The organism is Massilia eurypsychrophila, from assembly GCF_002760655.1.
In the GTDB taxonomy this organism is placed as follows: domain Bacteria; phylum Pseudomonadota; class Gammaproteobacteria; order Burkholderiales; family Burkholderiaceae_D; genus JAFCUW01.
Genome location: NZ_PDOC01000010.1, coordinates 117,527 through 141,281 on the forward strand (window position 1 = coordinate 117,527; position 23,755 = coordinate 141,281).

Genomic DNA, 23,755 nt, shown 5'->3' on the forward strand with positions numbered 1-23,755 from the left:
TATGGCTACCAGCGAGCAACAGCGACATTTCATGATCGGCCAGGCGGTGCGGCGCGCGCCCGGCTCTGACGACGACGTCGATCTGCGCCTGTGGCAGAGCCTGGCGCTCGAGCTGCGCGTCATTATCGGCGAGCGCGGCTTCGAGTCGATGTATGCGCGCAGCCTGCACCTTGCCGCCGCGGCGTCGCCGTGGCTGGCGTCGGAGACAGCGCAAAGCGGCGATGCATTCGCGCTGCTGGCCGCGCGCCTGAAACAGCGTCCGGCGGCCGAAGCGCAAGCGGCCAGCGCCGCCCTGCTGAATATTTTCATCGACACCCTGATCGTACTAATTGGCGAACTTTTGACCTACAGCATCCTGCGCAAGGCATGGGGTGACGACGTCGTGAATCAAGCTGCAACGGAGCACCGAACATGAACAAAGTGAGTATCCAACGGCTGGCCACGGGCGTCCCCGGGCTCGATGAATTGCTCGGCGGCGGCGTGCCCGAGTTTTCGTTCAACCTGCTGGCCGGTACGCCCGGCAGCGGCAAGACGACGATGGCGCACCAGATCATGTTTTCGCTGGCTAACCCCGATCGGCGGGCGCTGTTTTTCACCGTGCTGGGCGAGCCGCCGCTGAAGATGCTGCGCTACCAGCAGCAGTTTCCCTTCTTCGATGTCAGCAAGATCAACGAGTCGATCCGCTTCGTCAACCTGGCCGCCGACTTGCTCGAGGGCGACTTCGACCGGGTATTGGCGCGCATCGAGGAAGAAGTCCAGGCCTTCAAGCCGAGCCTGGTGTTTGTCGACTCGTTCCGTTCGGTGGTGCAGTCGGCCAAGGCGATGGACGCCGGCGCCGGCGGCCTGCAGCACTTCGTCCAGCAGCTCGGCATGCAAATGACGAGCTGGCTGGCCACCACCTTCCTGATCGGCGAATACCTGGCGCCGGAAGCCGAATCGAGCCCGGTGTTTACCGTCGCCGACGGCATCTTGTGGCTGTCGCAACTGATTCATCGCGACGCGCTGGTGCGCAAGATCCAGGTCGTCAAGATGCGCGGCCAGGCGCAGAGCCTGGGCATCCACACCTTCCGCATTGGCGACAACGGCCTCGAAATCTTCCCGCGCGCGGTAGTCAAGCCGGCCGCCAGGCAAGTGCGCATTGCGTCGAACGAGCGGGTATCGCTTGGTGTGCCCGAGCTCGACAAGATGATGGGCGGCGGGCTGCCGGCCGCCTACTCGCTGCTGGTGGTGGGACCGTCCGGTTCCGGCAAGACCGTGCTGGCGACCCAGTTCCTGGCCGAAGGCGTGCGCGTCGGCGAACCGGGCGTGATTGCCGCGTTCGAGAAAAGTCCCAACCAGCTGATGAGCCAGCAGCTCAACGACCTGATCGCCAGCGGCGCCGTCGGCGTGATCAATACGCGCACGCTCGACCTGTCGCTCGACGAGATCCTGCACGACCTGGTCGCCATGATCGAGAAGATGAAGGCGCGCCGGGTCGTCATCGATTCGGTGTCCGGCTTTGAAATGGCGCTGGCGTCGATGTTCCGCGAAGACTTCCGCGAATCGCTGTACCGGCTGGTTGCAACGCTGACCGAGATGGGCGTGACGGTGCTGATGACGGCCGAAGTGGAAGACCGCTACCAGGAGCTGCGCTTCAGTTCGTATGGCAACGCGTTCCTGGCCGACGCCATCGTCATGCAGCGCTATGTCGAGCTGAATGGCAAGCTGCGGCGCGTGACGTCGGTGGTCAAGATCCGCGGCAGCGCGCACAGCGACGAATTCCGCTTTTACGACATCGGCCCGGACGGCATCCGCATCGGCGAAGACCTGCAGCAATACCAGGGCATCCTGGCCGGCACGCCAAAGCTGATCGATGTGGGCGACGATCCGGCCTGAATTGCGGCGATGGCAGCTTCACGGGACCATCGTCGACTTTTATACAAAGGCGGTGGCCAGCGCCGCTTCGCCCGCTTCCTTGACGATCTCGTAGCACTTGCACGAGGCTGCCGCCAGCCCGGGCAGATCGAGGATCTCGATATTGCCGCGGCTATAGATGATCAGGCCCTGCTGCTGCAGCGCGCTGGCAGCCTTGGTCACGCCGACCCGCCGCACGCCCAGCGCGTGCGCCAGGAATTCGTGAGTGAGGTGAAATTTGTCCGATTCCAGGCGGTCGCGCGTGATCAGCAGCGAACGGGCCAGGCGCGCCTCCAGCACGTGGAAGCGGCTGCACACGGCAATCTGGATCGCCTGTGCCAGCAAGGTGTCGGTGTAGCGGTACAGTACCCGTTGCAGCGACGGATTGCGCGCGAATTCGGTGCGGAACTGGGCGCTGTCCATGCGGCTGGCAGTGCCGGCGCGCTGCACCACGGCGCGCACCTGCGCCAGTTCATGGCCGAGCGCGACTGTGGCGCCAAGCATGCCTTCGCGCCCGACCAGGCCGACCTCGAGCGTCATGCGCCCTTCGGCAACGCCGAGCAGCGATACCAGGCTGTCGTGCGGGAAATAGATGTGCTTGAACGTGTCGCCCGGCTCGCACAACACATCGCCGACATCGATCTGCACCTGCTCCAGCTTCGGCGCCAGGCGGGCAAAGTCGTGGTCGGGCAATGCGCCCAGCAGACAGTTGCCGTTCTTCTCGGCATCCTCGTGGGCAGCGGCGAAAGTTGCAGGTCCAGCGCGGCTCGGTTGAGTGTGTTGAAACATTTTTCTCGTCGGGTGGCGATCGTGTAAGAAACCATTTGTCAAATGGAACGCGATTACATTTACAAACAATTTCAATCAGCGTAACGGCAATAAACGTGAAAGTATGTACGGTGACGCACGGATAACCCCCATGTTCACAGGGAGAATGGCGCCATCACCGGACCTAGTGCCGGGTCCGTTTGGCGCCGGAATTACCTGGCGACGAGAAGAAACACAAACCAAAAGGAACCACCAATGAACACACCACTGCCCCACAACACCGCGACGAAACATCATCCGATGATGATCATCGCGGCCATTGCCATCATCCTGTTCTGCCTGGCCGGCACCGCCGCCATCATGGGCTGGATCCCGTCGTCGATCGGCGGCACGCCGGCCCGCGGCGACCTGACCGAGGCGGACCGCCTGGCGCTGGCATCGAAGATGCAGTCGCCATCGCAGCAGCTGGCCGCCCTGCCGCCGTTGCCGGCCGCCCAGCCGCAACAGCTGGCGCTGGCGCAGGTCGATGCGCCAGTGCAGCAATATCAGCGCGCACCGGCGCAGAACCATGCACCGGCACAGAACTACGTCGGCGATACGGATGTTCCGCGCGCCGCCCCGCGCGCCCCTGTCCGGCTCGCTGCCGCCGACAAGCCGGCGAAAAACTGGTGCTCGAACTGCGGCAACGTCGAATCGGTGCGTGAAATCAAGACCCGTGCCCAGGGTAGCGGCGTTGGCGCCGCCGGCGGCGCGATCCTTGGCGGCCTGCTCGGCAACCAGGTCGGCGGCGGTCACGGCCGTCAGCTGGCAACCGTCGCCGGTGCCGTCGGCGGCGCCGTCGTCGGCAACCAGGTCGAAGGCAACATGAAGGCCACGACCAGCTACGAAATCCGCGTGCGCCTCGACGATGGCTCGTCGCGCACCTTCCACCAGCAGCGCGCGCCAGGCTGGCGCAACGGCGACCGCGTGCGCGTGGTCAAGGGCGTGCTGCGCTCGGTAAAGTAATGACGCGGCGACTCTGGCCGCGCTTAGCCTCCAAAACTACGCCATGCGGCAATTTGCGCATGGCGTTTTTTCTTGGCCAAGGAACCGCATGAGTTTGTTGTTGTTACATCGGATTTTTCCTCAGTGCAATGTGTGACAACGAACAGAGTTGCCATTCGACAAGCCTCAGAATCGATTCATTCCCTCATGGGGAACAAAATCCGCTTCGAATCGACAAGGAACGCATATGAACAAATTGACCTGGATTGGCATCATCGTTTGGGGACTTTTCGTCACCGGATTCGGTCTAACTGGAGTCAGCGCGCCGCCACACGCGGTGAACGTCCAGCCGCAGGATGTCTTGTTCCTCATCGTCGGCGGCGTCGTGACGTGCCTCATCGGCGCCGTCGGCCTGGTCGGACTCATGGGATGGATGCCGGGTATGCGAGCTGAGCAAAAAAGTTATCTTTAATGTACGCCAGCGTACGGAGAAGCTGCAGAGAAGTCGCGATACTGATTTCACGACGAGAAAGTCGTTACTACAACTAACAAGGACATCATCATGCTCTATACAATCGCAATCATTCTCCTGATCCTGTGGGTACTTGGCTTGGTCACTTCCTACACCGTCGGCGGCTTCGTCCACATCTTGCTGGTTGTCGCTGTCATCATGATTCTGGTTCGCCTGATCAGCGGTCGGGGTATCTAGCGCACCGCATGCGGACATCGTCGCTGATGCCCGATCCGTTTCGCGGTCGCGCTCCTACCGGACGCAACTACGAAACGGATTTTTCATTTTAAGGAGTTGAAATGAACAACTTTCCCACCCTCACCAAATCAATCATCTGCGCCGCCGTCCTGGCGCTGGCCGGCAGCGGCTGCGCCGACATGAGCCAGACCCAGCGCGGCACCGCGACCGGCGCCGGCATTGGCGCCGGCATTGGCGCGCTGCTCGGCGGCACCACCGGCGGCGGCGGCGGCGGCCGCGCGGCCAAGGGCGCCGTCATCGGCGGCGCCGCCGGCGCACTGATCGGCAACGTCTGGTCGAACCGCATGGAGCAGCAAAGGCAGCAAATGGAGCAGGCCACCCGCGGCACCGGCGTACAAGTGAGCCAGACGGCCGACAACCGGCTCAAACTGGAAATCCCCAGCGACGTCTCGTTCGACACCGGGCGCTCCGACATCAAGCCAAATTTCCGTCCAGTGCTGGAACGCTTTGCCGGCACCCTCAACGAGAACCCGGGCACCACCGTGACCATCATCGGCCACACCGACAGCACCGGCGACGAGGCGATCAACCGGCCGTTGTCGATCGACCGCGCGGCCCGGACGCGCGACTACCTGGCCATGCGCGGCGTGGCGCCGAACCGCATCTACGTCGACGGACGCGGCGAACGCGAACCGGTCGCCTCGAATGCCGATCCGGACGGCCGCGCGCGCAATCGCCGCGTCGAGATCTTCGTGGCAGAACCGGCGCCACGCGGCTGACCGGGCGCCGCCGGGCAACGCCGTCCAGGCTCCTTCCTGGGCGGCTTTTTGCGTTTGGGGAAGATCAAGGTGGAGGCCGTGCGGCGGGCGCATATTGACATGCGCATCGGCAAGATTTCGAGCCGACAATTCCGAGGCCGCCATGACCATCGACGCTACCGCCCCCGCCGCCAGCGAACCTGCCTGCGCCATCTGGAACCCGTCCGCCGCTGCGCGCTGGAGCCTGGTGTTTACACCGGTCTTCGGGGCCTTCATCCACATGCACAACTGGCATTTGCTGGGTCAGCCGCAAGAAGCGGCGCGGGCGCGCCGCTGGTTCCATGCCAGCCTGGCCGTGCTGATGCTGCAACTGTTTACCAGCGCGCTCAACGCGCGGCTCGGCAGCGAGCCGATGCTGCTGCACCCGGTCGGACTGCTGTTTCTGGTGGTGTGGTATTTCGGTGCCGCGCGCCAGCAGGCGCGGCTGGTCAAGGCGCGCTACGGCGCCAGCTACCGGCGCAGGTCGTGGGACAGCGTGCTGATATGTGCGGTGGTGGCCGGCGCCGCCTATGCCAGCACCAGCGCGTTGCTGTCGCTGCTGCTCGACGCCACCACCTGACCCGAACGGCCGCTACGGCGGTTTTCCGCTATGCTCTGGCTCCAGTCTAATTGCAATTATCGGAGCCGCCATGAATATCCGCCTCGCCGCCATCCTCGCCGCCGCTGCCCTCGCCGCCCAGCCGGCGCTCGCCCAGAACATCAAGCCGGGCCTGTGGGAAACCAATAACAACATCGGCGGCGGCAAGATGCAAGGTGCGCTCGCCATGGTGCAGCAGCAGATGAAGAACATGAGCCCTGAGCAGCGCAGCAAGATCGAAGGCATGATGTCCAGCCAGGGCGTGGTCATCAATAACGACGGCCTCGTCGCCAAGGTGTGCGTCACGCCGGACATGGCCGCCAAGCGAGAATTGCCGATCCAGCAGCGCACGAACGGCAACTGCACCTTCCAGCCTGACCCGCCGAGCGGCAACAAGATGACGTACTACTTCTCCTGCGCCAACCCGAAAACCCTCGGCGAAGGCACCGCCACCTTCCTCAGCCCGACCTCGTACACCTCGACCACGAAGGTGACCACCAACGCCACCGGCGCCACCGAAACGGTCAACATCGAGTCGACCGCGCGCTGGATCGGCGCCGAGTGCGGCAGCGTCCGGTAATTACTGCTGTTCCATGTAGGCGAAGTAGCGGTCGCGCGCCAGCGTGGCGACCGCTCCGACCGCCAGCGTGCGCTCCTCGTAGCGCACGCACGGCGTGACCTTGCCGAAGTTGCCGGTATTGAAAATCTCCAGCGCGGTCGACAGTTCTTCCGGCTTCACCGTGCGCTGCTCGACCGTGACGCCCGCCTCCGCCAGCAGCGCGATGACGCGCGCGCGCGTAATGCCAGCCAGGAAGGTGCCGTTCGCCACCGGCGTCACCACGGCGCCGTCGGCCGCCACCAGGAACAAGTTAGCAGTGGCAAATTCGGTGACATTGGCTTCGCTGTCGAGCATGACGGCGTTGTCGAAGCCGCGCTGCTGGGCCTCGCGCATCGCCCGGCTCGAGTTGGCGTACAGCGCCGACGCCTTGGCGTCGGTCGGCGCCATGGTCGCGTCGGGCCGGCGCAAGCCCGACAGGCAGGCGGTGAAGCCGCTCCATGGCGGCATCGGGGCGTCGAACAGGGTCAGCGCAAAACTGCTTTTCTCGGCCACCGGCACCAGGAAGCCGTCGGTGCCGAACACCAAGGGCCGCACGTACAACTCGGCGTCGGCCGGAAACTTCGCCACGCCTTCGTGCACCAGCGCTTCCATCTGGTCGACCGACAGCGGGCAGCGCAGGCCGAGCGAGACGGCCGAGCGGGTCACGCGCTCGAGGTGCAGGCGCAAATCGGGCATGTGGCCGCGCACCGAGCGGGCGCCGTCGAACACGGACGAACCGAGCCAGACGCTGTGGTCCATCGCGCCGAACAAGGGCGTATTACCCTCGGTCCATTGTCCGTTGAAGTAGGTCAGGTGCATGGTCTATCCTTGATGATGGGAGCGACGCAAGTTTAACCGATGTGGCCCGGGCAGCCGTGCCGGCGCGAAAAAGCATCCGCCGGCTTGGTACGCTACCGCACAAAGTTCCGTGGTGCATCCACCGTACACTGTAGCCTTTGTATCTGCAAGATTGAACTTCCCATGCTTTCGACACTCGAGCGTATCGTCGCCGACTCGGGCCGGATCGACCCGCTCGTCGACCTGGTCGACAAACTGCGCCCGCGCCATCCGAGCCAGGGCGAAGTCACGTCGGCCAACGTGCGCACCTTGACGTTGCTGCTGAAGGGCAATCCCGACCTGGCCGCGCGCCTTGGCGCCTCGCTGTGCACGCTGCTCGACGAGCGCCGCCACGCCAGCCTGTACACCGACATCGGCATCCTGTCGAACGACGGCTTCGTCGTCGAGCTCAAGCGCCGCCTCGCCTATCGCCTGCTGCCGCCGGCGCTCGACGACACCTACCTCAGCGACGCCATCGACCAGGTGCTGTATGTCGACACCGACTACCGCTGGGTCAATGCGGTGCCGGCGGCCGACTGGCTCGAACTGTTCGACGTCGTCGCCGCCGCCACCCCGCGCGAGCGCCGCGGCGCCGCCCAGCGCACCATCGTGCTTGGCATGCTCGACGCCATCCGCACGCTGTCGTGCCGGGTCTGCGCGCTCGGCCTGGAGCCGCGCCTGATTCGCAGCAATCCCGACATCGAGACCTTTCACTCGCCGTTCCTGATGCAAAACATCGAGGTCAACGAGTATCTCGACGGCTACGCCCGCATGCTGGTCGACGGCCAGGGCGTGCCGGAAGACGCGCGTCACCTGCTGGTGATGCTCGACCAGTGCGATACCGCGCTCGGCAAGATCCGCAAGAACGCCGCCAGCCAGGGCACCAGCGTGGCGCTGACGTACTTGCTGGTGGCGCTGGCGCAAAGCATCGACCGCCTGCGCAAGCTGCTGTTCCTGGTCGACGTCAGCGGCGACCTGCCGAGCGCGCCGACGGTCGACCTGGTGGCCATCGCCAACGGCGCCACGGCGCCCGCCGCGCCGCCGATCAGCCTGCGCCGCGCCGGCGCCATCACCTTGGCGCGGGAGCTGGTCGAAGCGCACAACGCCAAGTACGAGCTGCGCGGCCTGTGTGCCGCGAATGTCGACCTGCTGGCGCGCAACGTCACCGAGAACGCCAGCCGCACCGGCGAACATTACATTGCCGAAACGCGGGCCCGGCTGCGCTACATGTTCCTGTCGTCGGCCGGCGCCGGCGTGGTGGTGGCCTTCATGGCGCTGTTCAAGACATTGATGAGCTACCTGCGCGCGGCGCCGCTGGTCGAATCGTTCCTGTTCAGCATGAACTACTCGCTCGGCTTCATGCTGATCCATGTGATGCACCTGACGATTGCCACCAAGCAGCCGGCGATGACGGCGGCGCGCATTGCCGCCGCCTTGTCGAGCAAGGACGGCCGTCATATCGACCTCGACAACATGGCCGAGCTGGTCAACAAGGTGTTTCGCACCCAGTGCGTCGCCGTGCTGGGCAACCTGGCCACCGTGCTCCCGGTCTCGTGGGCCATTTCGATGCTGTGGCAACAGGCATTCGGCGCCCACCTGGTCACGCCCGTCAAGGCGATGCAGATGCTGCACGACATCGACCCGATCCACAGCCCGGCGCTGTGGTACGCCGCGGTGGCCGGCGTGTGCCTGTTCGTTGCCGGCCTGATCTCCGGCTATTATGACAACAAGGCGCTGTACACGCGCATGGCGCAGCGGGTGCGCCAGCTGCGCGGACTGGGCCGCCTGCTCGGCCAGCAGCGCCTGGCGCGCCTGTCGGTGTACCTGGAAAACAACCTCGGCGGTCTGATGGGCAACTTCTTTTTCGGCATCCTGCTCGGCACGATGGGCACGCTCGGCTACCTGCTGGGTCTGCCACTGGACATCCGTCACGTGACGTTTTCGGCGGCGAATTTCTCCACGGCGCTGGTCGCCCTCGATCATCGGGTAAGCTTCGAGCTAGCGGTCACATCCGTAGCAGGTTTCCTGTCGATCGGCGCGGTCAACCTGCTGGTCAGTTTCGCGCTGGCCTTGTGGGTGGCGCTGCGGGCCCGCAAGATTCGTTTCGAGCATGGCATTTTGTTGTTCAAGTCGCTGGGCCGGCGTTTCCTTGCCGCGCCGATCGATTTTTTTATCGGGCCCAGGGACGTTCCGTCCAGCCAGGCCGTCGCTGACATACCTAAGGGATCGACATGAGAAGTACGCGCAGCGGAAAATGGATATTCGTGCTCACGCTGACGTGGGCGGTGGCGTCCTGCGCCACCTTGCCGGACGTGAGCAACGTCGAGGCGCCGGCCAAGCCGGCGCCGGCCGTTGCCAGCGCCAACGGCATGCTGCAGACCAGGCAGGCGTCCGCCTTGCTGGCCAAGCGCTGGGCCCGGGCGACGCCGGACATGAAGGCGCTGGCCTTGCTGGAAGAAGCGGCGACCGGCGTGCCGCTGATCGCTGGCAACAAGGTGAGCCTGCTGTTCGACGGCCCGGCGACCATGAGGGAAATGATGGCGGCGGCGCAAGCGGCCAAATCGAGCATCAACCTCGAAACCTATATCTTCGACCAGGATCCGGTCGGCATCGAGTTCGCCGACCTGCTGATCGAGAAGCGCCGCCAGGGCGTCATCGTCAACGTGCTGTACGACAGCGTCGGCACCTTCGGCACGCCGCAGGCCTTCTTCGACCGCATGAGGGCGGCCGGCATCTCGCTGGTGGCGTTCAACCCGGTCAACCCGACCGCGCCCAAGGCGAAGTTCTGGGAAATTAACAACCGCGACCACCGCAAGCTGATGGTGGTCGACGGCAAGGTCGCTTTCACCGGCGGCATCAACATCAGCAATACCTACGCCAACAGTTCGTTCTTCGGCTCGCGCCGCAACCCGAACAAGCAAGACGGCCGCAAGGTCGGCTGGCGCGATACCCACATCAAGATCGAGGGACCGGCCGTGGCCGCGCTGCAATATGCGTTCGTCGACATGTGGGTGCGCCAGGAAGTGGGCGAACTGCCCGAAGCGCCCTACTTCCCGGCACTGGCGCCAGCCGGCGACAAGGTCGTGCGGGTACTGGCGACGGCCCCGGAAAAGGACTCCGAGATCTATAAATCGCTGGTGCTGGCGATCCAGGAATCGAAAAAATCGGTCCACATCACGTCGGCGTATTTCGTGCCGGACAAGCAGATCGTCGATGCGCTCAGCGCGGCGGCCAGGCGCGGCGTCAACGTGCGCCTGGTGCTGCCCGGCGTGACCGACCACGGCCTGGTCATGCATGCCGGCCGCGCGTTCTACGACGAGCTGCTGGCCAACGGCGTCAAGATCTTCCACCTGCAGGTGGCCGTACTGCACGCCAAGACCGCAGTCATCGACGGCACCTGGTCGACCATCGGTTCGGCCAATATCGACCGCCGCAGTTTCATCCACAACTATGAGCTCAACGTCATCGTGCTCGATCCGGCGTTCGGCCAGGAGATGGAAACGGCCTTCAACGAGGACCTGCGCGATTCGAAGCCGGTCAGCCGCTCGGAATGGAGCCGCCGGCCGTGGGCCGACCGCATCAAGGAATGGGCGGCGCGCCTGACCGAGTACTGGATCTGATTTCAGGGTGAAGGTTCAGATCCCGGCGGCGAACATGCCGTCGGTATGCGCCGCCCAGACCTCGCCGCTGCGCATGAATTTCTCGGTCTTTATCAGCGAAAACTGCTTGCCCAGCACGTCCCAGCCGTAGCGGTCCACTTCCACCTTGCCGGTTTCCAGGCGCAGCACGTTGAACGAATTGACCTCGCCGCGCCCGCGCGTCGACGTCGCGGTGCCGGCCTGGATCACCAGCGCGGCGTACTCGCTGATCGGATAGCGGTCGGCGGTGCTGTTCGAGTGGCTCAGGTGCAAGTGACCGGCCAGCAGCAGGTCGACGCCGCACTCGGCGAACACTTTCATCGCCATCGGCGCGCGGTCGACCAGATCGGCTTCGTCTTCGGTGTGCGGCAAATCGAACGGATGGTGGGTGACAACGACGCGGGTGATGTGCTTGGGCAGGCCCGACAACTGCTCGCGGATCTTCGCCACCTGTTCTTCGTTGACGCGGCCATCCTTGAACGTCAGCGAGCGCGCGGTATTGACTCCCAGCACGGCAATCTCGTCGTCGACATGGATCGGGTCGAGGTCGGTCGTGATGTAGCGCTTGTAGCGGTCGAGCGGCTGGAAGAAGCGGCGAAACACGTTGTACAGCGAAATGTCGTGGTTGCCCGGCACGATGATCTGCGGCCCCGGCAAGGTGTCGAGATAGTCGCGCGCCGCTTCGAACTGCTCGCTCTTGGCGCGCTGGGTCAGGTCGCCCGACACCACCACCACGTCCGGCGCGACGTTGATGACGAGCGCGCGCAGCGGCGCGAGCAATTCTTCGTCGACCTTGCCGAAGTGCAGGTCCGATAAATGAACAATGGTGCGCATAAAATTTCTTTCTTAGTGGGGAACGATCACCGTCAGCGCGGCCGGCTTGATCCGGTAGTGCAGCGGTGTTTTCATCAGGGTGACCTCGCCATCGGTGGCCACGCGCAGGTGCCGATGGCGGGTGGCGATGTCGAGCCGTTCGGACAGCATGACGTCAAAGTCGCGTTCCTGCGCCAGCTTGCCGACCAGCGCCCGAAACGCGAAGCGCAGCAGGCCGAGTCGGCCGGGACGCTGCGCCACGTACAGGCTCAGCTTGCCGCCGTCGAGGCGCAGGCGGGCGCCGATCGACAGCCCTTCCATGACGTATTCATTGTTGCCAATGAAAACAAACGGCGTGACGCGGGCATGTTCGGCGCCGTCGACGGCGAGCTTGACGTTGAGGAAAGGATAGCGCCGCAGCGCCGCGATGGTCGCCCACGCCGCCGCCGGCCACTTGCCGCGGCCGAGCCGGTGCTGCTGCTTTTCGCGGTGGCGCACGATGTCGGGATACAGGCCGAGGCTCGAGTTGTTCAGGAAGATGCGGTCGTTGACGGCGCCGACGTCGACCTGCACGCGCCGGCCGGTGGCGACGTTGCGGATCGCCGCGTCGAGCACTTGTGGAATGCCGAGGTCCTTGGCGAAATGGTTCAGCGTGCCGAGCGGCAGCACGCCGAGCGCGGCGCCGCTGCCGGCCAGCACCGACGCCACCGCATTGATGGTGCCGTCGCCGCCGCCGGCAACGACGATGTCGACGCCGCTGTCGATCGCCTGGCGCGCCGCTGCGATCATTTCCTCGCCGCTCCTGGCCAGCGTGATGTCGGCCTCGACGCCGTGGCTGGCGAACCTGGCGCGCAGGTCGCTGGCGGCCTGCTCGTCGTGGCCGGCGCCGGCGCCGCCGTTGATGATCACTGCAATTCGGTTCAGTTCGGACTCCCTTTGATCGTCGATGGCCGCGCCGCCTGCATGGCGCGGCGCCGGCGCAGCGTCGATACGCCGGTCACGCACACGGCAAGCCAGGCAACGCCTTCGGCCGACGCGGCCAGCACGTCGCTCAGGTAATGCACGCCGAGGTACATGCGGCTGAACGCGACCAGCGCCACCATCGTGCACGCGGCGGCGACGATGGCCGCGCGCGCGCGCGCGCGGCGAAACCGCATCCACAGCCAGCAGCCGATCAGCCCGTACAGCAAGGCCGCGTTGGCCGTATGCCCGCTCGGAAAACTATAGGTCGTCAGCGTCAGCAGCGGCTCGTCGAAGCTGGGCCGCTCGCGCTGAAAAACGTACTTTAGCAGTACATTTAACAACATGCCGCCCGGCACGACGAACAGTTCGGCCAACAGCCAGTAATGCAGCTTGCGGACGTAGAAGAACACCGCCAGCAGCAGCGCCATGATGGCGCTGCCAACCATGCTGTGCCAGTGGGTGATGAACAGCATCACGCTGGTTACCGGTTCGGTGGCATGGCGGTGCAAAAAGTTCGCCAGCCAGGCGTCGAGCACGGTGATGTCGTCGCCATCGACAACCTCTTCGGCAATGCCGCCGAACACCCAGGCGGCGGCGACCATCAGGGCCAGGCCGATCGTCATGTGCAGGCCGGTTGCCTCTTCCGGCGACAGGCGCGCGGCGACAAACCGGCGCAGGCGGGGGAACAATATCGCTAACATCAGGGTCCTTGACGAAAAAACCACACTTTGAAAATTTACTGTTTATTCGTACAGTAGCTGTGGATTTATACAGTGGTTATGCTATTCTGGAATCTCTGGACCAACACAACTCCAACAAGGAAATCCATCATGACCACATTGAACAGCAACTTCGGAATGGAATACGCACCGACACCTTTCATGCTGCGCCTCGGCCGCCGCGAAGTGCTGGTCACGCGCGATTTCCGCAAGCGCTACTACGCTGTCAATCCGGTCATCGAGTGCGACACCGGCGTCGAGCCCGGCCACGTTGAAGTGCTGCTGCTGCGCCGCTGGCTGCTGATCCTGTCGAAGGCGCACTAACATACCGCCGGGGTTAGCTCCGGCCTTGCTTCAGGCGCTAGCTCAGGCCGCGCTGCTGAATTAGCGCAAGGTACAGTACAAAAACAGATATCGACAACTGATTTCATTCGTTCCTTTTCGGACGGCACAGTTCTACGCTAGAGCTTCCTCCTCACCGAAAGAAATCAGATGTTGCGCAAAAAAATAAGCCTGGCATTTGTTCTCGTGCTGTCGGCCCATGCTGCATCGGCTGCCGACATCACCTTGCTCAACGTGTCGTACGATCCGACGCGCGAGCTGTACCAGGACTTCAACGCCGCGTTTGCCAAGCAGTGGAAAGCGAAGACCGGCGACACCGTCACGGTCAGGCAATCGCACGGCGGCTCGGGCAAACAGGCGCGCTCGGTGATCGACGGCCTCGAGGCCGACATCGTCACCCTCGCGCTTGCCTACGACATCGATGCTATCAGCGAACGCGGCCTGCTCGCGCACGACTGGCAGAAGCGGCTCAAGCATAATAGCGCGCCGTACACGTCGACCATCGTCTTCCTGGTCCGCAAGGGCAACCCGAAAGGCATCAAGGACTGGAACGACCTGGTCAAGCCGGGCATTGCCGTCATCACCCCAAATCCAAAGACGTCCGGCGGCGCCCGCTGGAATCACCTTGCCGCGTGGGGCTACGCGCTGCGCCAACCGGGCGCGAGCGAGGCGAGCGCGCGCGACTTCATCGGCAAGCTGTATCGCAACGTGCCGGTGCTCGACTCCGGCGCGCGCGGCGCCACCACCACCTTCGTCGAGCGCGGCATCGGCGACGTGCTGATCGCGTGGGAGAACGAAGCGCTGCTGGCGATCAAGGAACTCGGTCCCGGCAAGGTCGAGATCGTCGCCCCGTCGGTCAGCATCCTGGCCGAGCCGCCGGTGGCGGTGGTCGACAAGGTGGCCGACAAGCGCGGCACCCGCAAGGTCGCCGAAGCCTACCTGCAATACCTGTACAGCGATGAAGGCCAGCAGATCGCCGCGCAGAACCATTACCGTCCGGTGGTCGACAAGTTCGCCAGGAAGTATGCCGATCAATTCCCGAAGGTGAAGCTGTTTACGATCGATGAAGCGGCCGGCGGCTGGACCAGGGCGCAGAAGGCGCACTTTGCCGACGGCGGCGTGTTCGACCAGATCTACCAGCCGGGCAAAAAGTAAGCGTTAGCGCCAACCCGGGCTAGCTGGCTTCCCGGGTGGCGCCACTTGCTGCTGTGCCTGCGGTACTGCCGCAGTTGCCTGTGACTTCAAGGTCGCGTGCACCGAGTAGAACATGCCAAAGTTTATAGTAATCAGCGTCAGTGCGATGCCGAGCATCCAGCCCTTCAGGTTGGACTCGACTGACCTGATGTCGCTGACAAGCGCGGCCTTCATTTCTGCCATGTCAGCCCGCACTTCTTCCTTTGCCGCTGCCAAGTCTGCCATCGTTGCGAAGCTAGCCTGTGCATTGGCGAGCCTGGCCAAATCACTTTTCACGCTGGCGAATTCGTCGAACATTTTTGTTTGCAGTTGCGATATGTCCGCGCGCAACTGCGTTACGTCCGCGCGCAAGTTCGTTACGTCCGCGCGCAAGTTCGTTACGTCCTCGCGCAAGTTCGTGGCGTCCTGGCGCAACTGCGAAACATCTTTGCGCAATTCCGCTACCTCTATCTCAAGATGCATCACGCGTTTCTGGAGATCGAAGAGGTCTTCACGCAACTGCGATATGTCGTGCCGCAACTGCGCGATGTCGCCCTTTACCACCGCCAGTTCGATCTCAATGCGCGCGGTGCGAGCGTTAAGCTCTGCGGCGCTCGCTCGCTCCTGCCTGAGCACGGCAAGCTCGGATTTGATACTGATGACGTCCTTTTCAAGGACAGCGAGTCGATCCTCCATCCCTTTTAGACCTGCCGCGGCAGCGAAACGTTCGTAGCCCAGCCTGCCGATTGACGCTGGTCAGCAACGTCTTGTTTGTCCTGAACAGAACGGCGGGCAACGAGTCGCCAATCCGGTTATCATCATGACACCGCGCCGCCGTTGCGCGTATTGCCAAGCCAACTACCTGCCCAGGAGACCGACGTAATGACACGATTGACTGCCAACGACTTTGATCCGGAAGTGATGAAATTGTTCGACCAGTATGTACACGGCCAGCTCGACCGTCGTGGTTTCCTGAACCAGGCCGGCCGTTACGCCGTCGGCGGCGCCACCGCGGCAACCCTGCTGAGCGCGTTGTCGCCGAGTTTTGCCGCGCAGATGGTCGCGCCGACCGATACTCGCATCACCGCCACTTTCGTCGAAGTGCCGTCGCCACAAGGTTACGGCACCCTGCGAGGCTACCTGGTGCAGCCGGTCAACGCCAAGGGCAAGCTGCCGACGGTGCTGGTGGTGCATGAAAACCGCGGCCTCAATCCGCACATCGAAGACGTCGCGCGCCGTGTCGCGCTCGAGGGCTTCGTCGCGTTCGCCCCCGATGCACTGTTTCCGCTGGGTGGCTATCCGGGCGACGAAGACAAGGCGCGCGCGCTGTTCGCCAAGCTCGACCAGACCAAGACGCGCGCCGATTTCGTCGCCGCGGCGCAGTACCTGAAAGCGCATCCAAAGGGAACGGGGAAAGTCGGCGTGGTGGGATTTTGCTACGGCGGCGGCATTGCCAACTACCTGCCGACAGTCATGCCTGACTTGAACGCGGCGGTGGCCTTCTACGGCGCACAGCCGCCGGCAGCGGAAGTGCCGAAGATCAAAACACCGATGCAGATTCACGACGCCGAAAAGGACGAGCGGATCCGCGCCGGCTGGCCGGCCTATGAGGCGGCGCTGAAGGCAGCCGGTACGCAGTACCAGTATTTCCTCTACCCTGGTACCGAGCACGGCTTCAACAACGACACCACGCCGCGCTACGACGAGGCCGCCGCCAGGCTCGCCTGGCAGCGGACCATCGAGTTCTTTAAGACCCGCCTCGGCGCGTAACTTTCTGCGGCGGCAAGGTCGACAGGAAGTCGACGTCGTCGTCGTCGAGCGGGGTATCGGGCATCGACACGATCTGGTCGGTGTCGATGTCGGCGCCGTCGCGCACCGACGTGTCGCGCCCGGCGCTGGCGCGTTCGCCGGTGCCGCCTGAATCGCTGTCGCTGTCGAGATTGGCGTCGCCGATGTCGGGGCCGGCGCCTTGACCGCCGCGTGCCGAATCGAAGTCGGACGTGGTGCCGCGGTCGAGGTCGAGCAGCTCGTCGTCGCCTACCCCCAGGCGCAGGCCCGGTCCGCCGACCACATCGCTGCCGGTGTCGGACGTGTCGCTCGGCCCGAGCGCGTCGATGCCGTGGCCTTTGCCCAGACTGCGGTCTGGTGCTTCCGGAAAGTTGTCCGGATCAAGGGTGCTGCTACCGCTCATGTCATCTCCCGACAGGTTGTTAGTTCATGTGGGGAGCATAACGAATTTCTTTCCTAGGCGGCGCGCCGCATGCGCTCCGTCACGTCCATCCCCACACCGCGGAAACCCGTGAAGCGGCTGCTGGCGTCGAACATCGGCTCGCCGCTGACCTGGAAATACTGGACGCTGCCGTCCGTGTGGGTACGGCTGTAGATCAGGTCGAGGAAAGGCCGCCGGTTGGCGATGTTGTCGTCGAGGACGGCGCGCTCTTCGACGTTCCAGCCGGCGCCGGCGTCGGCGGCGCCGCCGTCAAGGCCGATGCCAAGCATCTCGCGCACCGGACCGGAGCACTGGGTCAGCTTGCCGGCGGCATCCTGCTCCCAGTACCAGTCGGACGACAGCTCGGTAAAGCGCTGGAAGCGCGCTTCGCTTTCGCGCAGCTCGGCGGTGCGCTCGAGCACGGTCTGCTCGAGGACCTTGTTGTAGTTGTCTAGCTTGCGGTACAGCAGCCGCACTTCGAGCATGTTGTGGATGCGCGTCTGCACTTCGACCAGGTCGAACGGCTTGCTGACGAAGTCCTTGGCGCCGGCCTTCAGCGCCCGCAGCTTGTGGCCGGGCTGGGCGGTAATGACCAGCACCGGCAGGTAGCCGCCGGTCTCGATTTCCTTCAGCGCCTCGATGACCTGGAAGCCGTCCATCTCCGGCATCTGCAAGTCGAGCAGGATCAGGTCGTAGCGGTTGGCGCGGTGCAGCTCGAGCACCTCGCGCGGATTTTGCGTGCTCGAGATGTTGGTGTAGCCGACGTTGCGCAACACCTGGTCGAGCAGCATCACGTTCGCCTCCATGTCGTCGACGATGAGGACGCTGGCGTTGAGTATTTCGGAAGCTTCAAGCATGATCGTGTCCCAGATATTCTATTGTCTTGATGTTCATTTGCCGGGCTCGACCGGGTCGGCCAGGCCGTGCTGGGCCGCGTGGCGCAAGGTGACGTCGAGCGCGTCCATGAATTCGCGCACGCGGATCGGCTTGGTCAGGTAGCGGAAGAAGCCGGCTTCGAGGCCTTTTTCGATATCGCGCGGCACCGCGTTGGCCGACAGCGCCAGCACCGGAATGTGCGCCGTGGCCGGGTCTTCGCTGAGGATCTTCAGCGCGCCGAAGCCGCTGATGCCTGGCAAGTTAATGTCCATCAGGATCACGTCGGGCTGGTAGGCGCGCGCCAGTTCGATGCCGAGGTGGCCGTCGATGGCAGTCAGCAGCCGGAGGTCGCCGCGGCGCGCAATCAGCTGCTCGACCAGCGCCAGGTTGGCCGGATTGTCTTCCACGTACAGCAAAGTCGGCTGCTGGCCGGCGAGCCGGGCCGGCGTGCGCCGCTCGAGCAACTGGTCATCGATATTGCCCAGCTCGAGCGTCGGCGCCGCGGCGGCGTCGAACTCGACCCAGAACACGGTGCCGATGCCGACCGTGCTGTCGACGCCGATCTTCCCGCCCATCAATTCAACCAGCTGCTTGGTCACCACCAGGCCGATGCCGGTGCCCTCTTCCGCGCTGTCCTGCTGGCCGATGCGGTTGAACGGCTGGAACAGCTGGGCGAGCTGGTCGGGCGCGAGGCCGATGCCGGTATCCTTGACGCTGACGCGCACCCGGTCATTGCCGCGCTTCACGCACTGCACCATCACCGAGCCGCCATTGGTGTTGTACTTGATCGCGTTCGACAGCAGGTTGATCATCACCTGCTTGACGCGGGTGCGGTCGGCGTGCACGTAGAACACGTCGTCGAACGACGGGAACGTCAGCGAAATGCCGCGCTTGCTGGCCTGCGGTTCGATCATGCCCTTGCAGTCCTGCAGCACGTCGGTCAGCGACATCGCCTCCTGCGACATCGTCACCTTGCCCGATTCGATCATCGACAGGTCGAGGATTTCGTTAATCAGGCGCAGCAGGTACCAGCCGCCCTTGAGGATCTGGTCGATCGAGCGCTGCTGGTGCGGCTGCGGCGCCGGCACTTCCGACGCCATCAGCTGGGCAAAGCCGAGCACCGCGTTGAGCGGCGTGCGCAGCTCGTGGCTCATGCTCGATAAAAATTCCGACTTGGCGCGGTTGGCTTTTTCGGCGCCCGCCTTGGCCGACTCGAGCGCCGCGTTGGTTTCCTGCAGCTCATGCTCGAACTGCTTGCGCTCGGTGACGTCGCGCGCGGCGGCGAACACGCCCTGCAGCTTGCGGTCGCGGTCATGGAAGGTGGTGGCGTTGTACGACACCACCGTTTCCTTGCCGTCCAGCGCCAGCGCGGTCAGCTCGTAGTTGGTGACCTTGCTCTCGCGCAGCACCCGGGTGATGGCTTCGTCGGCTCGGTAAAATAATTCTTGAACGGCGCGCCGATCAGTTCGTCGCGGGTGCGTCCGGTCAGCTGTTCCATCTGGCTGTTGACGTCGCTGATGATGCCGCGCGTGTCGGTGGTGATCAGCGGATCGATGTTCGATTCGATCAGCGAGCGGGTGTAGAACTGCTGGTCGCGCAGCCGCTGGTCGAGCAGCGCCTGTTCGGCCTCGACTTGCTTGCGCGCCGAATTGTCGGTGCCGATCAACAAGTAGCCGATGATCTTGCCGACCGCGTCGCGCAGCGCCGTGACCGACACCAGCGCCGGGAAGCGCGTCTTGTCGGCGCGGATATAGGTCAGCTCGTAGATGTCTTCGATGCCGCGCGAGGCCTTGTAGACGAGCGCTTCGAAGCCGGCGCGGATCGGCGTGGCGAACTCGGCCGACAGCGTCGCGGCGCGGCCCTGTACTTCGTCAGGATCGGAAATGTCGGCCGGCGTGAACTTGTCGATGACGTCGTCGGCGCCGTAGCCGAGCATGCGCTCGGCGCCGACGTTGAAAATCTGGATGACGCCGTCGGCGTCGGTGGCGATGCTGGAAAAATTGGCGCTGTTGTAGATCGCGTCCTGCAGCGCGCCCGATTTGCGCAGCGGCACTTCCATCATTGCCTGCTGCTTGGCCGAGCGGGTGCGGATCGCGCGTTGCACCTTGACGAACAGCAGCGACAGAAACAGCGACAGCAGGATGATGCTGACCTGGATCAGGTTGACGGCGCCGGGCGACTCGACCGCATAGCTGAGCGCGATGCCGCCGACTAGCAGCAGCACCAGGAAGGTGGCGCCGAGGCCGATGGCCATCAAGCGCTCGACCGACGGGTTTCTGACTATCAAATTCTTCATGCAATACTTCCAGTGACCTGACACGGAGCGCTAGCCTCGGCTCGACAAGGGGACGGCGAAATCTGCGTCGTCAGGCAGCTTGGCGGTGGCGCACGTCCGACAACAGGCGCGCGAATTCCTTTTTGACGACGCCGTAGCATTCGCACACATCCTGCTCCAGACCCTTGCGGTCGAGCACGGTGATGTGGCCGCGCCGGTAGCTGATGTAGCCGTAGCCCTGCAGGCGGCCGGCCGCCTCGGTGACGCCCTCGCGGCGTACGCCGAGCATGTTGGCGATCAGTTCCTGCGTCATCGTCAGTTCGTTCGAGCTCAGGCGATCGAGCGTGAGCAGCAGCCAGCGGCACAGTTGCTGCTCGACCGTGTGGTGGCGGTTGCACACCGCCGTTTGCGACATCTGCGTCAGCAGCGCCTGGGTGTAGCGCAGCAACAATCGCATCACCGCGCCGGCGCGGTTGAACTCTTCCATCAGGATACTGGCCGGCAGGCGGTAGCCGAAGCCGCCGGTCTGCACCACGGCGCGGCTGGGCGTGCTGTCGCCGCCCATGAAGGTCGAGATGCCGAGCACGCCTTCATTGCCGACGCCGGCGATCTCTGACGAGCCGCCGTTCTCGAGCAGGTAGTGCAGCGAGATGATCGCGCTGGTGGGGAAATACACATACTGCACCTTATCGCCCGACTCGTACAAGACGTCGCCGAGCTTCATCGGGATCAATTCAAGGTGCGGCGAAAGACGGTCGAAGTCGGCGTCAAGCAATGCTGCCATGAGGTGATTCTGGTTGGGATCTTGCTTACTAGACATTACGTGTTCCTGCGTGCTGGCACTGCCAAATGGTTCGGGCCTACAGGGTAACACGCAGCCGCTATGCCTCCCGAATATATTGCAGTTGAGAACCCCTATCCGTTCGGTACCGAACATAGCTTTTATTTGCTGGGGTCAGGTCTGACAATCGGACAAATCGCTGGGGTCAGGTCTGACAATCGGACATTGTCGACGCCACCGAGCGAACTGAACTGCGGTATTTATTGGAATACGAAAATGATGAGGCAGCCACGTCCGCAAAATTGCGGAACAAATGTCCGAATGTCAGACCTGACCCCAGCAAAATGTCCGAATGTCAGACCTGACCCCAGCATTTCGGGCTGCTAGAACGCGTGGCGCATGCCGACGTTCACCGCCGACGAGCCGCGGCCAAGCGAAGAGGCGTTGCCGACCGTGTAACCGGCGCCGTTGCGGTTGGTGATGCGCGAGTAAGCAGCGTAGAAGTCGGTGCGGCGCGACATCGCGTAGGTCGCGCCGAAGGCCATCTGGTTGGCGTCCTGGTTGGCCAGGTCGCGGTCGTTCTTGCGGATGTAGGAAGCGAGCAAGGTGGTGGCGCCGAACGGCAGCGCCATGCCGACGAGCACGTCGCGGCTGTCGGTCGACGCCGTGTTTGCCATGCCGGCGCCGTACGGATTATCGGGGTTGAACAACGGTGAGCTGCCCCAGCCGCGGCTGGCGCTGTAGGCGATGTAGGCGGTGGCGATGCCGACCCGCAGGTTGGCCGCAAGGATCGAATTCTTGGCGTCGGTGTTGTTGCCCATCGCCGTCGATGGCGCCACCAGCGCGACGTTGCGGTTCTGGTGCGCCGCGCGGATCGTCAGCGGCCCGTTCTCGAAGCCGACCGACACGCCCCAGGCGCGGTTGGCGCGGCCGTTGCCGACCACCTCGCCGGCGCCGAACGAAGCGGCCGCCGACACGCCGTTCACTTCGGCGCTGTACAGGATGCTGTTGTCGACCCGGCGCCCGCCACTGCCGATCAGGTTGCTCGCGGTGCCGGCCATGCCGCCCTTGAACGGGTCGCCGACGTCGGTCAGCGCTTCATATTCGAGATTGTGGTGACGCCCGACGGTGACGGTGCCGGCTTTGCCGCTGACGCCCACATACGCCTGGCGGCCGAACAGCTGGCCGTCCTGGCCGGAGCGGCCGGTGTCGAGCTGCAGGCCTGCTTCGAGCGCGTACACGGCCGACAGGCTGCCGCCGAGCGACTCGCTGCCGCGCACCCCGAGGCGCGATTCGGCAGCGACACCGCCATCGACGCGGGCGCCGCAGTTGTGGCAGCCGCGCTCGCTGACGAGGCCGCCGTCGACGACGCCGTAGACTGTGCTCGCACCTTGCGCCAGGGCGCTGCCAACGCTTGCGCCAAGCAGCGCGAGCACACAGGCAGTTCGTTTCATAAGCGGGCTCCAAAGCGGGTGACGTTGCACAATGACTACGTTATCCGCTTTTATTGTCTGCCGATCTGTCGGCTATCCCACATAGCAGGCTCAACATTTCCCGCCTTTTTGTGGGTCTGCTCCGACATTACACTTATTCGTTACCCGATGGAAAATTAAATTGCCGGCTGTGAACGTGGCAAGCGCACCGTAAAGGTGGTGCCGGAGGCGTCGCTGGAACTGACGACGATGCTGCCGCCGTGAGCGATGGCAATTTCGCGGGCAATAAACAGGCCAAGTCCGAGGCTGGTGCGCGGACGCTCGTCGCCGCTTTCGGCCGGCAGCTGGATCAGCGGGCGGAAAATCGATTGCAGCGAGGCCGGCGGAATCGTTTCGCCGCGGTTATTGACTTCGATGGTGACGGTGTCGACGTCGGCGCGCGCGCGCACCGTCACCGGCGTGTCCTTGCCGCCGTACTGGGCGGCGTTGACCAGCAGGTTGGTGGAAAGCTGGTGCAGGCGCACGGCGTCGAACACCCCCGTCAGGTCGCCCGTCAGTTCGACGTCGAACTGGCTGCCGGGATGGGTCGCGCTGGCGTCTTCGACGGCGGCGTGGAAAATTTCGCGCACATCGGCCGCGCCTGGAATGGTCGGCATGCCGGCGCCGAGCTGGGTGCGGGTATAGCCGATCAGGTCGTCGACCATCAAGGTCATCAGGCGCGACGCGCGCTCGACCCGCAGCCCGATCGGTCCCACCTGGGAGGCCGGTGTCTGTTCGCTGGTGAGCAACTGGCCGGCCATCGACAGCGTCGACAGCGGCGCGCGCAGGTCGTGCCCGAGCACGGCGAGAAACAGTTCGCGGGTATGGTCGGCGCGCGCCGAATACGTCACCACCGATTCGGCCAGCGCCTGGTCGATCGCCTCGTTAAAGCGCACCATGTCGTTGGTGGTGCTGGCCGACATGGCGCTCACCTGCGGCAGCCACAGGCGCAAGACGGTGGCGCGCAGGGCGCGAAATTCGGCGCTCAGCTGGATCAGCGAAAAATTGCTGTCGTGACGCAGCGCGCCGTGGATCGACGCCGCGCTTTCGATAGTGGCGTCATCGTCCGGCGCCCGCCCCTGCGACTTTTCGAGCTGCTCGGCCGGATTCTGGCGGGTGGCGATGTCGAGCGCGATGGCCTGCAGGATCCCCTTCGCGTGGTCGCGCAGCGCCAGCGCCGTCATCTGGCTGGCGGCAGGCTCGAGCGTGCCGGCAAACGCTTCCCATTCCGACAGGATGGTATCCATGTGGTCGGTGATAAAGGCTGTCAGTGTCATGCGCGCTTTCGTGGAGGAGTGGCGCATTGTATG

24 protein-coding genes and 1 pseudogene are annotated in these 23,755 nt (G+C 64.1%); 13 read left to right on the top strand and 12 right to left on the bottom strand.

Going from position 1 to position 23,755, the window contains the following annotated elements:
* Nucleotide 1: 1 nt before the first annotated feature.
* A complete protein-coding gene (locus tag CR105_RS16665; RefSeq protein ID WP_131021734.1) occupies nucleotides 2-415 on the top strand; it encodes a hypothetical protein in 414 nt (137 codons plus the stop codon).
* Nucleotides 412-1,875, top strand: a complete 1,464-nt coding sequence (locus CR105_RS16670; protein ID WP_099790173.1) for an ATPase domain-containing protein — start codon at nucleotides 412-414, stop codon at nucleotides 1,873-1,875. The genes CR105_RS16665 and CR105_RS16670 overlap by 4 nt, the downstream gene beginning before the upstream one ends.
* 39 nt (nucleotides 1,876-1,914) lie before the next feature.
* On the opposite strand, the gene CR105_RS16675 is transcribed toward CR105_RS16670, so the two are convergent.
* On the bottom strand, nucleotides 1,915-2,682 hold the full coding sequence (locus tag CR105_RS16675; protein WP_099790175.1) for a Crp/Fnr family transcriptional regulator: 768 nt from the start codon (nucleotides 2,680-2,682) through the stop codon (nucleotides 1,915-1,917).
* 234 nt (nucleotides 2,683-2,916) lie between these two features.
* Here CR105_RS16675 and CR105_RS16680 point away from each other — a divergent pair, with 234 nt between their 5' ends.
* The 6 genes from CR105_RS16680 (at nucleotide 2,917) to CR105_RS16700 (ending at nucleotide 6,329) form a co-directional block, all read left to right on the top strand.
* A complete protein-coding gene (locus CR105_RS16680; RefSeq protein WP_099790177.1) occupies nucleotides 2,917-3,666 on the top strand; it encodes a glycine zipper 2TM domain-containing protein in 750 nt (249 codons plus the stop codon).
* A gap of 226 nt (nucleotides 3,667-3,892) precedes the next feature.
* A complete protein-coding gene (locus CR105_RS16685; RefSeq protein WP_099790178.1) occupies nucleotides 3,893-4,117 on the top strand; it encodes a hypothetical protein in 225 nt (74 codons plus the stop codon).
* Nucleotides 4,118-4,207: 90 nt separating this feature from the next.
* Complete coding sequence (locus tag CR105_RS27845) at nucleotides 4,208-4,354, top strand: lmo0937 family membrane protein (protein WP_131021733.1); 147 nt, start codon at nucleotides 4,208-4,210, stop codon at nucleotides 4,352-4,354.
* Between the two features lie 101 nt (nucleotides 4,355-4,455).
* A complete protein-coding gene (locus CR105_RS16690) occupies nucleotides 4,456-5,133 on the top strand; it encodes a YiaD family glycine zipper/OmpA-like lipoprotein (RefSeq protein WP_099790180.1) in 678 nt (225 codons plus the stop codon).
* 142 nt (nucleotides 5,134-5,275) lie between these two features.
* The gene (locus tag CR105_RS16695; RefSeq protein WP_099790182.1) at nucleotides 5,276-5,731 is read left to right on the top strand and encodes a hypothetical protein; all 456 of its coding nucleotides are present in this window, start codon (nucleotides 5,276-5,278) and stop codon (nucleotides 5,729-5,731) included.
* Nucleotides 5,732-5,801: 70 nt separating this feature from the next.
* Nucleotides 5,802-6,329 carry a DUF3617 domain-containing protein gene (locus CR105_RS16700; RefSeq protein WP_180288222.1) on the top strand — a complete coding sequence of 176 codons (528 nt, stop codon included), beginning with the start codon at nucleotides 5,802-5,804 and terminating at the stop codon, nucleotides 6,327-6,329.
* Here CR105_RS16700 and CR105_RS16705 read toward each other — a convergent pair whose 3' ends face one another.
* Nucleotides 6,330-7,166 carry a branched-chain amino acid aminotransferase gene (locus tag CR105_RS16705; RefSeq protein ID WP_099790186.1) on the bottom strand — a complete coding sequence of 279 codons (837 nt, stop codon included), beginning with the start codon at nucleotides 7,164-7,166 and terminating at the stop codon, nucleotides 6,330-6,332.
* 162 nt (nucleotides 7,167-7,328) lie between these two features.
* Between CR105_RS16705 and CR105_RS16710 the strand changes: the two genes are divergently transcribed.
* Both CR105_RS16710 and cls read left to right on the top strand, forming a co-directional pair.
* Nucleotides 7,329-9,419 (top strand): site-specific recombinase, encoded by a 2,091-nt coding sequence (locus CR105_RS16710; RefSeq protein ID WP_099790188.1) that lies wholly within the window; start codon nucleotides 7,329-7,331, stop codon nucleotides 9,417-9,419.
* Nucleotides 9,416-10,804, top strand: coding sequence for a cardiolipin synthase (gene cls, locus CR105_RS16715; RefSeq protein ID WP_099790190.1), 1,389 nt, complete (start codon nucleotides 9,416-9,418; stop codon nucleotides 10,802-10,804). Before CR105_RS16710 ends, cls begins: the two co-directional genes overlap by 4 nt.
* Before the next feature lie 15 nt (nucleotides 10,805-10,819).
* Here cls and CR105_RS16720 read toward each other — a convergent pair whose 3' ends face one another.
* The 3 genes from CR105_RS16720 to CR105_RS16730 are packed head-to-tail and all read right to left on the bottom strand — an operon-like array spanning nucleotide 10,820 to nucleotide 13,299.
* The gene (locus CR105_RS16720) at nucleotides 10,820-11,656 is read right to left on the bottom strand and encodes a metallophosphoesterase family protein (RefSeq protein WP_099790192.1); all 837 of its coding nucleotides are present in this window, start codon (nucleotides 11,654-11,656) and stop codon (nucleotides 10,820-10,822) included.
* Nucleotides 11,657-11,668: 12 nt separating this feature from the next.
* Complete coding sequence (locus tag CR105_RS16725; RefSeq protein WP_099790279.1) at nucleotides 11,669-12,559, bottom strand: diacylglycerol/lipid kinase family protein; 891 nt, start codon at nucleotides 12,557-12,559, stop codon at nucleotides 11,669-11,671.
* The gene (locus CR105_RS16730; RefSeq protein WP_099790195.1) at nucleotides 12,556-13,299 is read right to left on the bottom strand and encodes a phosphatase PAP2 family protein; all 744 of its coding nucleotides are present in this window, start codon (nucleotides 13,297-13,299) and stop codon (nucleotides 12,556-12,558) included. The genes CR105_RS16725 and CR105_RS16730 overlap by 4 nt, the downstream gene beginning before the upstream one ends.
* Nucleotides 13,300-13,428: 129 nt before the next feature.
* Between CR105_RS16730 and CR105_RS16735 the strand changes: the two genes are divergently transcribed.
* Together CR105_RS16735 and CR105_RS16740 are read left to right on the top strand one after the other, a co-directional pair.
* Nucleotides 13,429-13,641: a hypothetical protein gene (locus CR105_RS16735; protein ID WP_099790198.1), complete on the top strand. Its 213-nt coding sequence runs from the start codon at nucleotides 13,429-13,431 to the stop codon at nucleotides 13,639-13,641.
* A gap of 168 nt (nucleotides 13,642-13,809) precedes the next feature.
* Nucleotides 13,810-14,814, top strand: coding sequence for a sulfate ABC transporter substrate-binding protein (locus CR105_RS16740; protein WP_099790200.1), 1,005 nt, complete (start codon nucleotides 13,810-13,812; stop codon nucleotides 14,812-14,814).
* A 3-nt stretch (nucleotides 14,815-14,817) separates the two neighbouring features.
* Here CR105_RS16740 and CR105_RS16745 read toward each other — a convergent pair whose 3' ends face one another.
* Nucleotides 14,818-15,528 carry a hypothetical protein gene (locus CR105_RS16745; RefSeq protein WP_099790202.1) on the bottom strand — a complete coding sequence of 237 codons (711 nt, stop codon included), beginning with the start codon at nucleotides 15,526-15,528 and terminating at the stop codon, nucleotides 14,818-14,820.
* 186 nt (nucleotides 15,529-15,714) lie between these two features.
* On the opposite strand from CR105_RS16745, the gene CR105_RS16750 reads away from it, so the two are divergent.
* Nucleotides 15,715-16,602 (top strand): dienelactone hydrolase family protein, encoded by an 888-nt coding sequence (locus CR105_RS16750; RefSeq protein WP_099790204.1) that lies wholly within the window; start codon nucleotides 15,715-15,717, stop codon nucleotides 16,600-16,602.
* Here the strand turns inward: CR105_RS16750 and CR105_RS16755 are convergent.
* The 6 genes and pseudogenes from CR105_RS16755 to CR105_RS16780 form a co-directional block, all read right to left on the bottom strand.
* Nucleotides 16,580-17,023 (bottom strand): hypothetical protein, encoded by a 444-nt coding sequence (locus CR105_RS16755; protein WP_099790206.1) that lies wholly within the window; start codon nucleotides 17,021-17,023, stop codon nucleotides 16,580-16,582. The genes CR105_RS16750 and CR105_RS16755 overlap by 23 nt on opposite strands.
* A 53-nt stretch (nucleotides 17,024-17,076) precedes the next feature.
* A complete protein-coding gene (locus CR105_RS16760; RefSeq protein WP_099790208.1) occupies nucleotides 17,077-17,898 on the bottom strand; it encodes a response regulator in 822 nt (273 codons plus the stop codon).
* Nucleotides 17,899-17,931: 33 nt separating this feature from the next.
* Nucleotides 17,932-19,979, bottom strand: a pseudogene (locus tag CR105_RS28680) (hybrid sensor histidine kinase/response regulator).
* A gap of 304 nt (nucleotides 19,980-20,283) precedes the next feature.
* Entirely contained in the window at nucleotides 20,284-21,012 is a 729-nt protein-coding gene (locus CR105_RS16770; RefSeq protein ID WP_099790210.1) for a Crp/Fnr family transcriptional regulator, read from the bottom strand.
* A gap of 344 nt (nucleotides 21,013-21,356) precedes the next feature.
* Complete coding sequence (locus CR105_RS16775) at nucleotides 21,357-22,427, bottom strand: porin (protein ID WP_099790212.1); 1,071 nt, start codon at nucleotides 22,425-22,427, stop codon at nucleotides 21,357-21,359.
* 155 nt (nucleotides 22,428-22,582) lie between these two features.
* Entirely contained in the window at nucleotides 22,583-23,722 is a 1,140-nt protein-coding gene (locus CR105_RS16780) for a sensor histidine kinase (protein ID WP_099790280.1), read from the bottom strand.
* Nucleotides 23,723-23,755 lie beyond the last annotated feature (33 nt).

What these genes read in the sequence shown, in the direction of transcription:
- CR105_RS16695 (WP_099790182.1), top strand. Translation starts at nt 5,276, where the DNA reads ATGACCATCGACGCTACCGCCCCCGCCGCCAGCGAACCTGCCTGCGCC.
- CR105_RS16705 (WP_099790186.1), bottom strand. Translation starts at nt 7,166, where the DNA reads ATGCACCTGACCTACTTCAACGGACAATGGACCGAGGGTAATACGCCC.
- CR105_RS16760 (WP_099790208.1), bottom strand. Translation starts at nt 17,898, where the DNA reads ATGCTTGAAGCTTCCGAAATACTCAACGCCAGCGTCCTCATCGTCGAC.
- CR105_RS27845 (WP_131021733.1), top strand. Translation starts at nt 4,208, where the DNA reads ATGCTCTATACAATCGCAATCATTCTCCTGATCCTGTGGGTACTTGGC.
- CR105_RS16710 (WP_099790188.1), top strand. Translation starts at nt 7,329, where the DNA reads ATGCTTTCGACACTCGAGCGTATCGTCGCCGACTCGGGCCGGATCGAC.
- CR105_RS16770 (WP_099790210.1), bottom strand. Translation starts at nt 21,012, where the DNA reads ATGTCTAGTAAGCAAGATCCCAACCAGAATCACCTCATGGCAGCATTG.
- CR105_RS16735 (WP_099790198.1), top strand. Translation starts at nt 13,429, where the DNA reads ATGACCACATTGAACAGCAACTTCGGAATGGAATACGCACCGACACCT.
- CR105_RS16685 (WP_099790178.1), top strand. Translation starts at nt 3,893, where the DNA reads ATGAACAAATTGACCTGGATTGGCATCATCGTTTGGGGACTTTTCGTC.
- CR105_RS16740 (WP_099790200.1), top strand. Translation starts at nt 13,810, where the DNA reads ATGTTGCGCAAAAAAATAAGCCTGGCATTTGTTCTCGTGCTGTCGGCC.
- CR105_RS16690 (WP_099790180.1), top strand. Translation starts at nt 4,456, where the DNA reads ATGAACAACTTTCCCACCCTCACCAAATCAATCATCTGCGCCGCCGTC.
- CR105_RS16700 (WP_180288222.1), top strand. Translation starts at nt 5,802, where the DNA reads ATGAATATCCGCCTCGCCGCCATCCTCGCCGCCGCTGCCCTCGCCGCC.
- CR105_RS16775 (WP_099790212.1), bottom strand. Translation starts at nt 22,427, where the DNA reads ATGAAACGAACTGCCTGTGTGCTCGCGCTGCTTGGCGCAAGCGTTGGC.
- CR105_RS16745 (WP_099790202.1), bottom strand. Translation starts at nt 15,528, where the DNA reads ATGGAGGATCGACTCGCTGTCCTTGAAAAGGACGTCATCAGTATCAAA.
- CR105_RS16675 (WP_099790175.1), bottom strand. Translation starts at nt 2,682, where the DNA reads ATGTTTCAACACACTCAACCGAGCCGCGCTGGACCTGCAACTTTCGCC.
- CR105_RS16780 (WP_099790280.1), bottom strand. Translation starts at nt 23,722, where the DNA reads ATGACACTGACAGCCTTTATCACCGACCACATGGATACCATCCTGTCG.
- CR105_RS16720 (WP_099790192.1), bottom strand. Translation starts at nt 11,656, where the DNA reads ATGCGCACCATTGTTCATTTATCGGACCTGCACTTCGGCAAGGTCGAC.
- CR105_RS16755 (WP_099790206.1), bottom strand. Translation starts at nt 17,023, where the DNA reads ATGAGCGGTAGCAGCACCCTTGATCCGGACAACTTTCCGGAAGCACCA.
- CR105_RS16750 (WP_099790204.1), top strand. Translation starts at nt 15,715, where the DNA reads ATGACACGATTGACTGCCAACGACTTTGATCCGGAAGTGATGAAATTG.
- CR105_RS16670 (WP_099790173.1), top strand. Translation starts at nt 412, where the DNA reads ATGAACAAAGTGAGTATCCAACGGCTGGCCACGGGCGTCCCCGGGCTC.
- cls (WP_099790190.1), top strand. Translation starts at nt 9,416, where the DNA reads ATGAGAAGTACGCGCAGCGGAAAATGGATATTCGTGCTCACGCTGACG.
- CR105_RS16730 (WP_099790195.1), bottom strand. Translation starts at nt 13,299, where the DNA reads ATGTTAGCGATATTGTTCCCCCGCCTGCGCCGGTTTGTCGCCGCGCGC.
- CR105_RS16680 (WP_099790177.1), top strand. Translation starts at nt 2,917, where the DNA reads ATGAACACACCACTGCCCCACAACACCGCGACGAAACATCATCCGATG.
- CR105_RS16665 (WP_131021734.1), top strand. Translation starts at nt 2, where the DNA reads ATGGCTACCAGCGAGCAACAGCGACATTTCATGATCGGCCAGGCGGTG.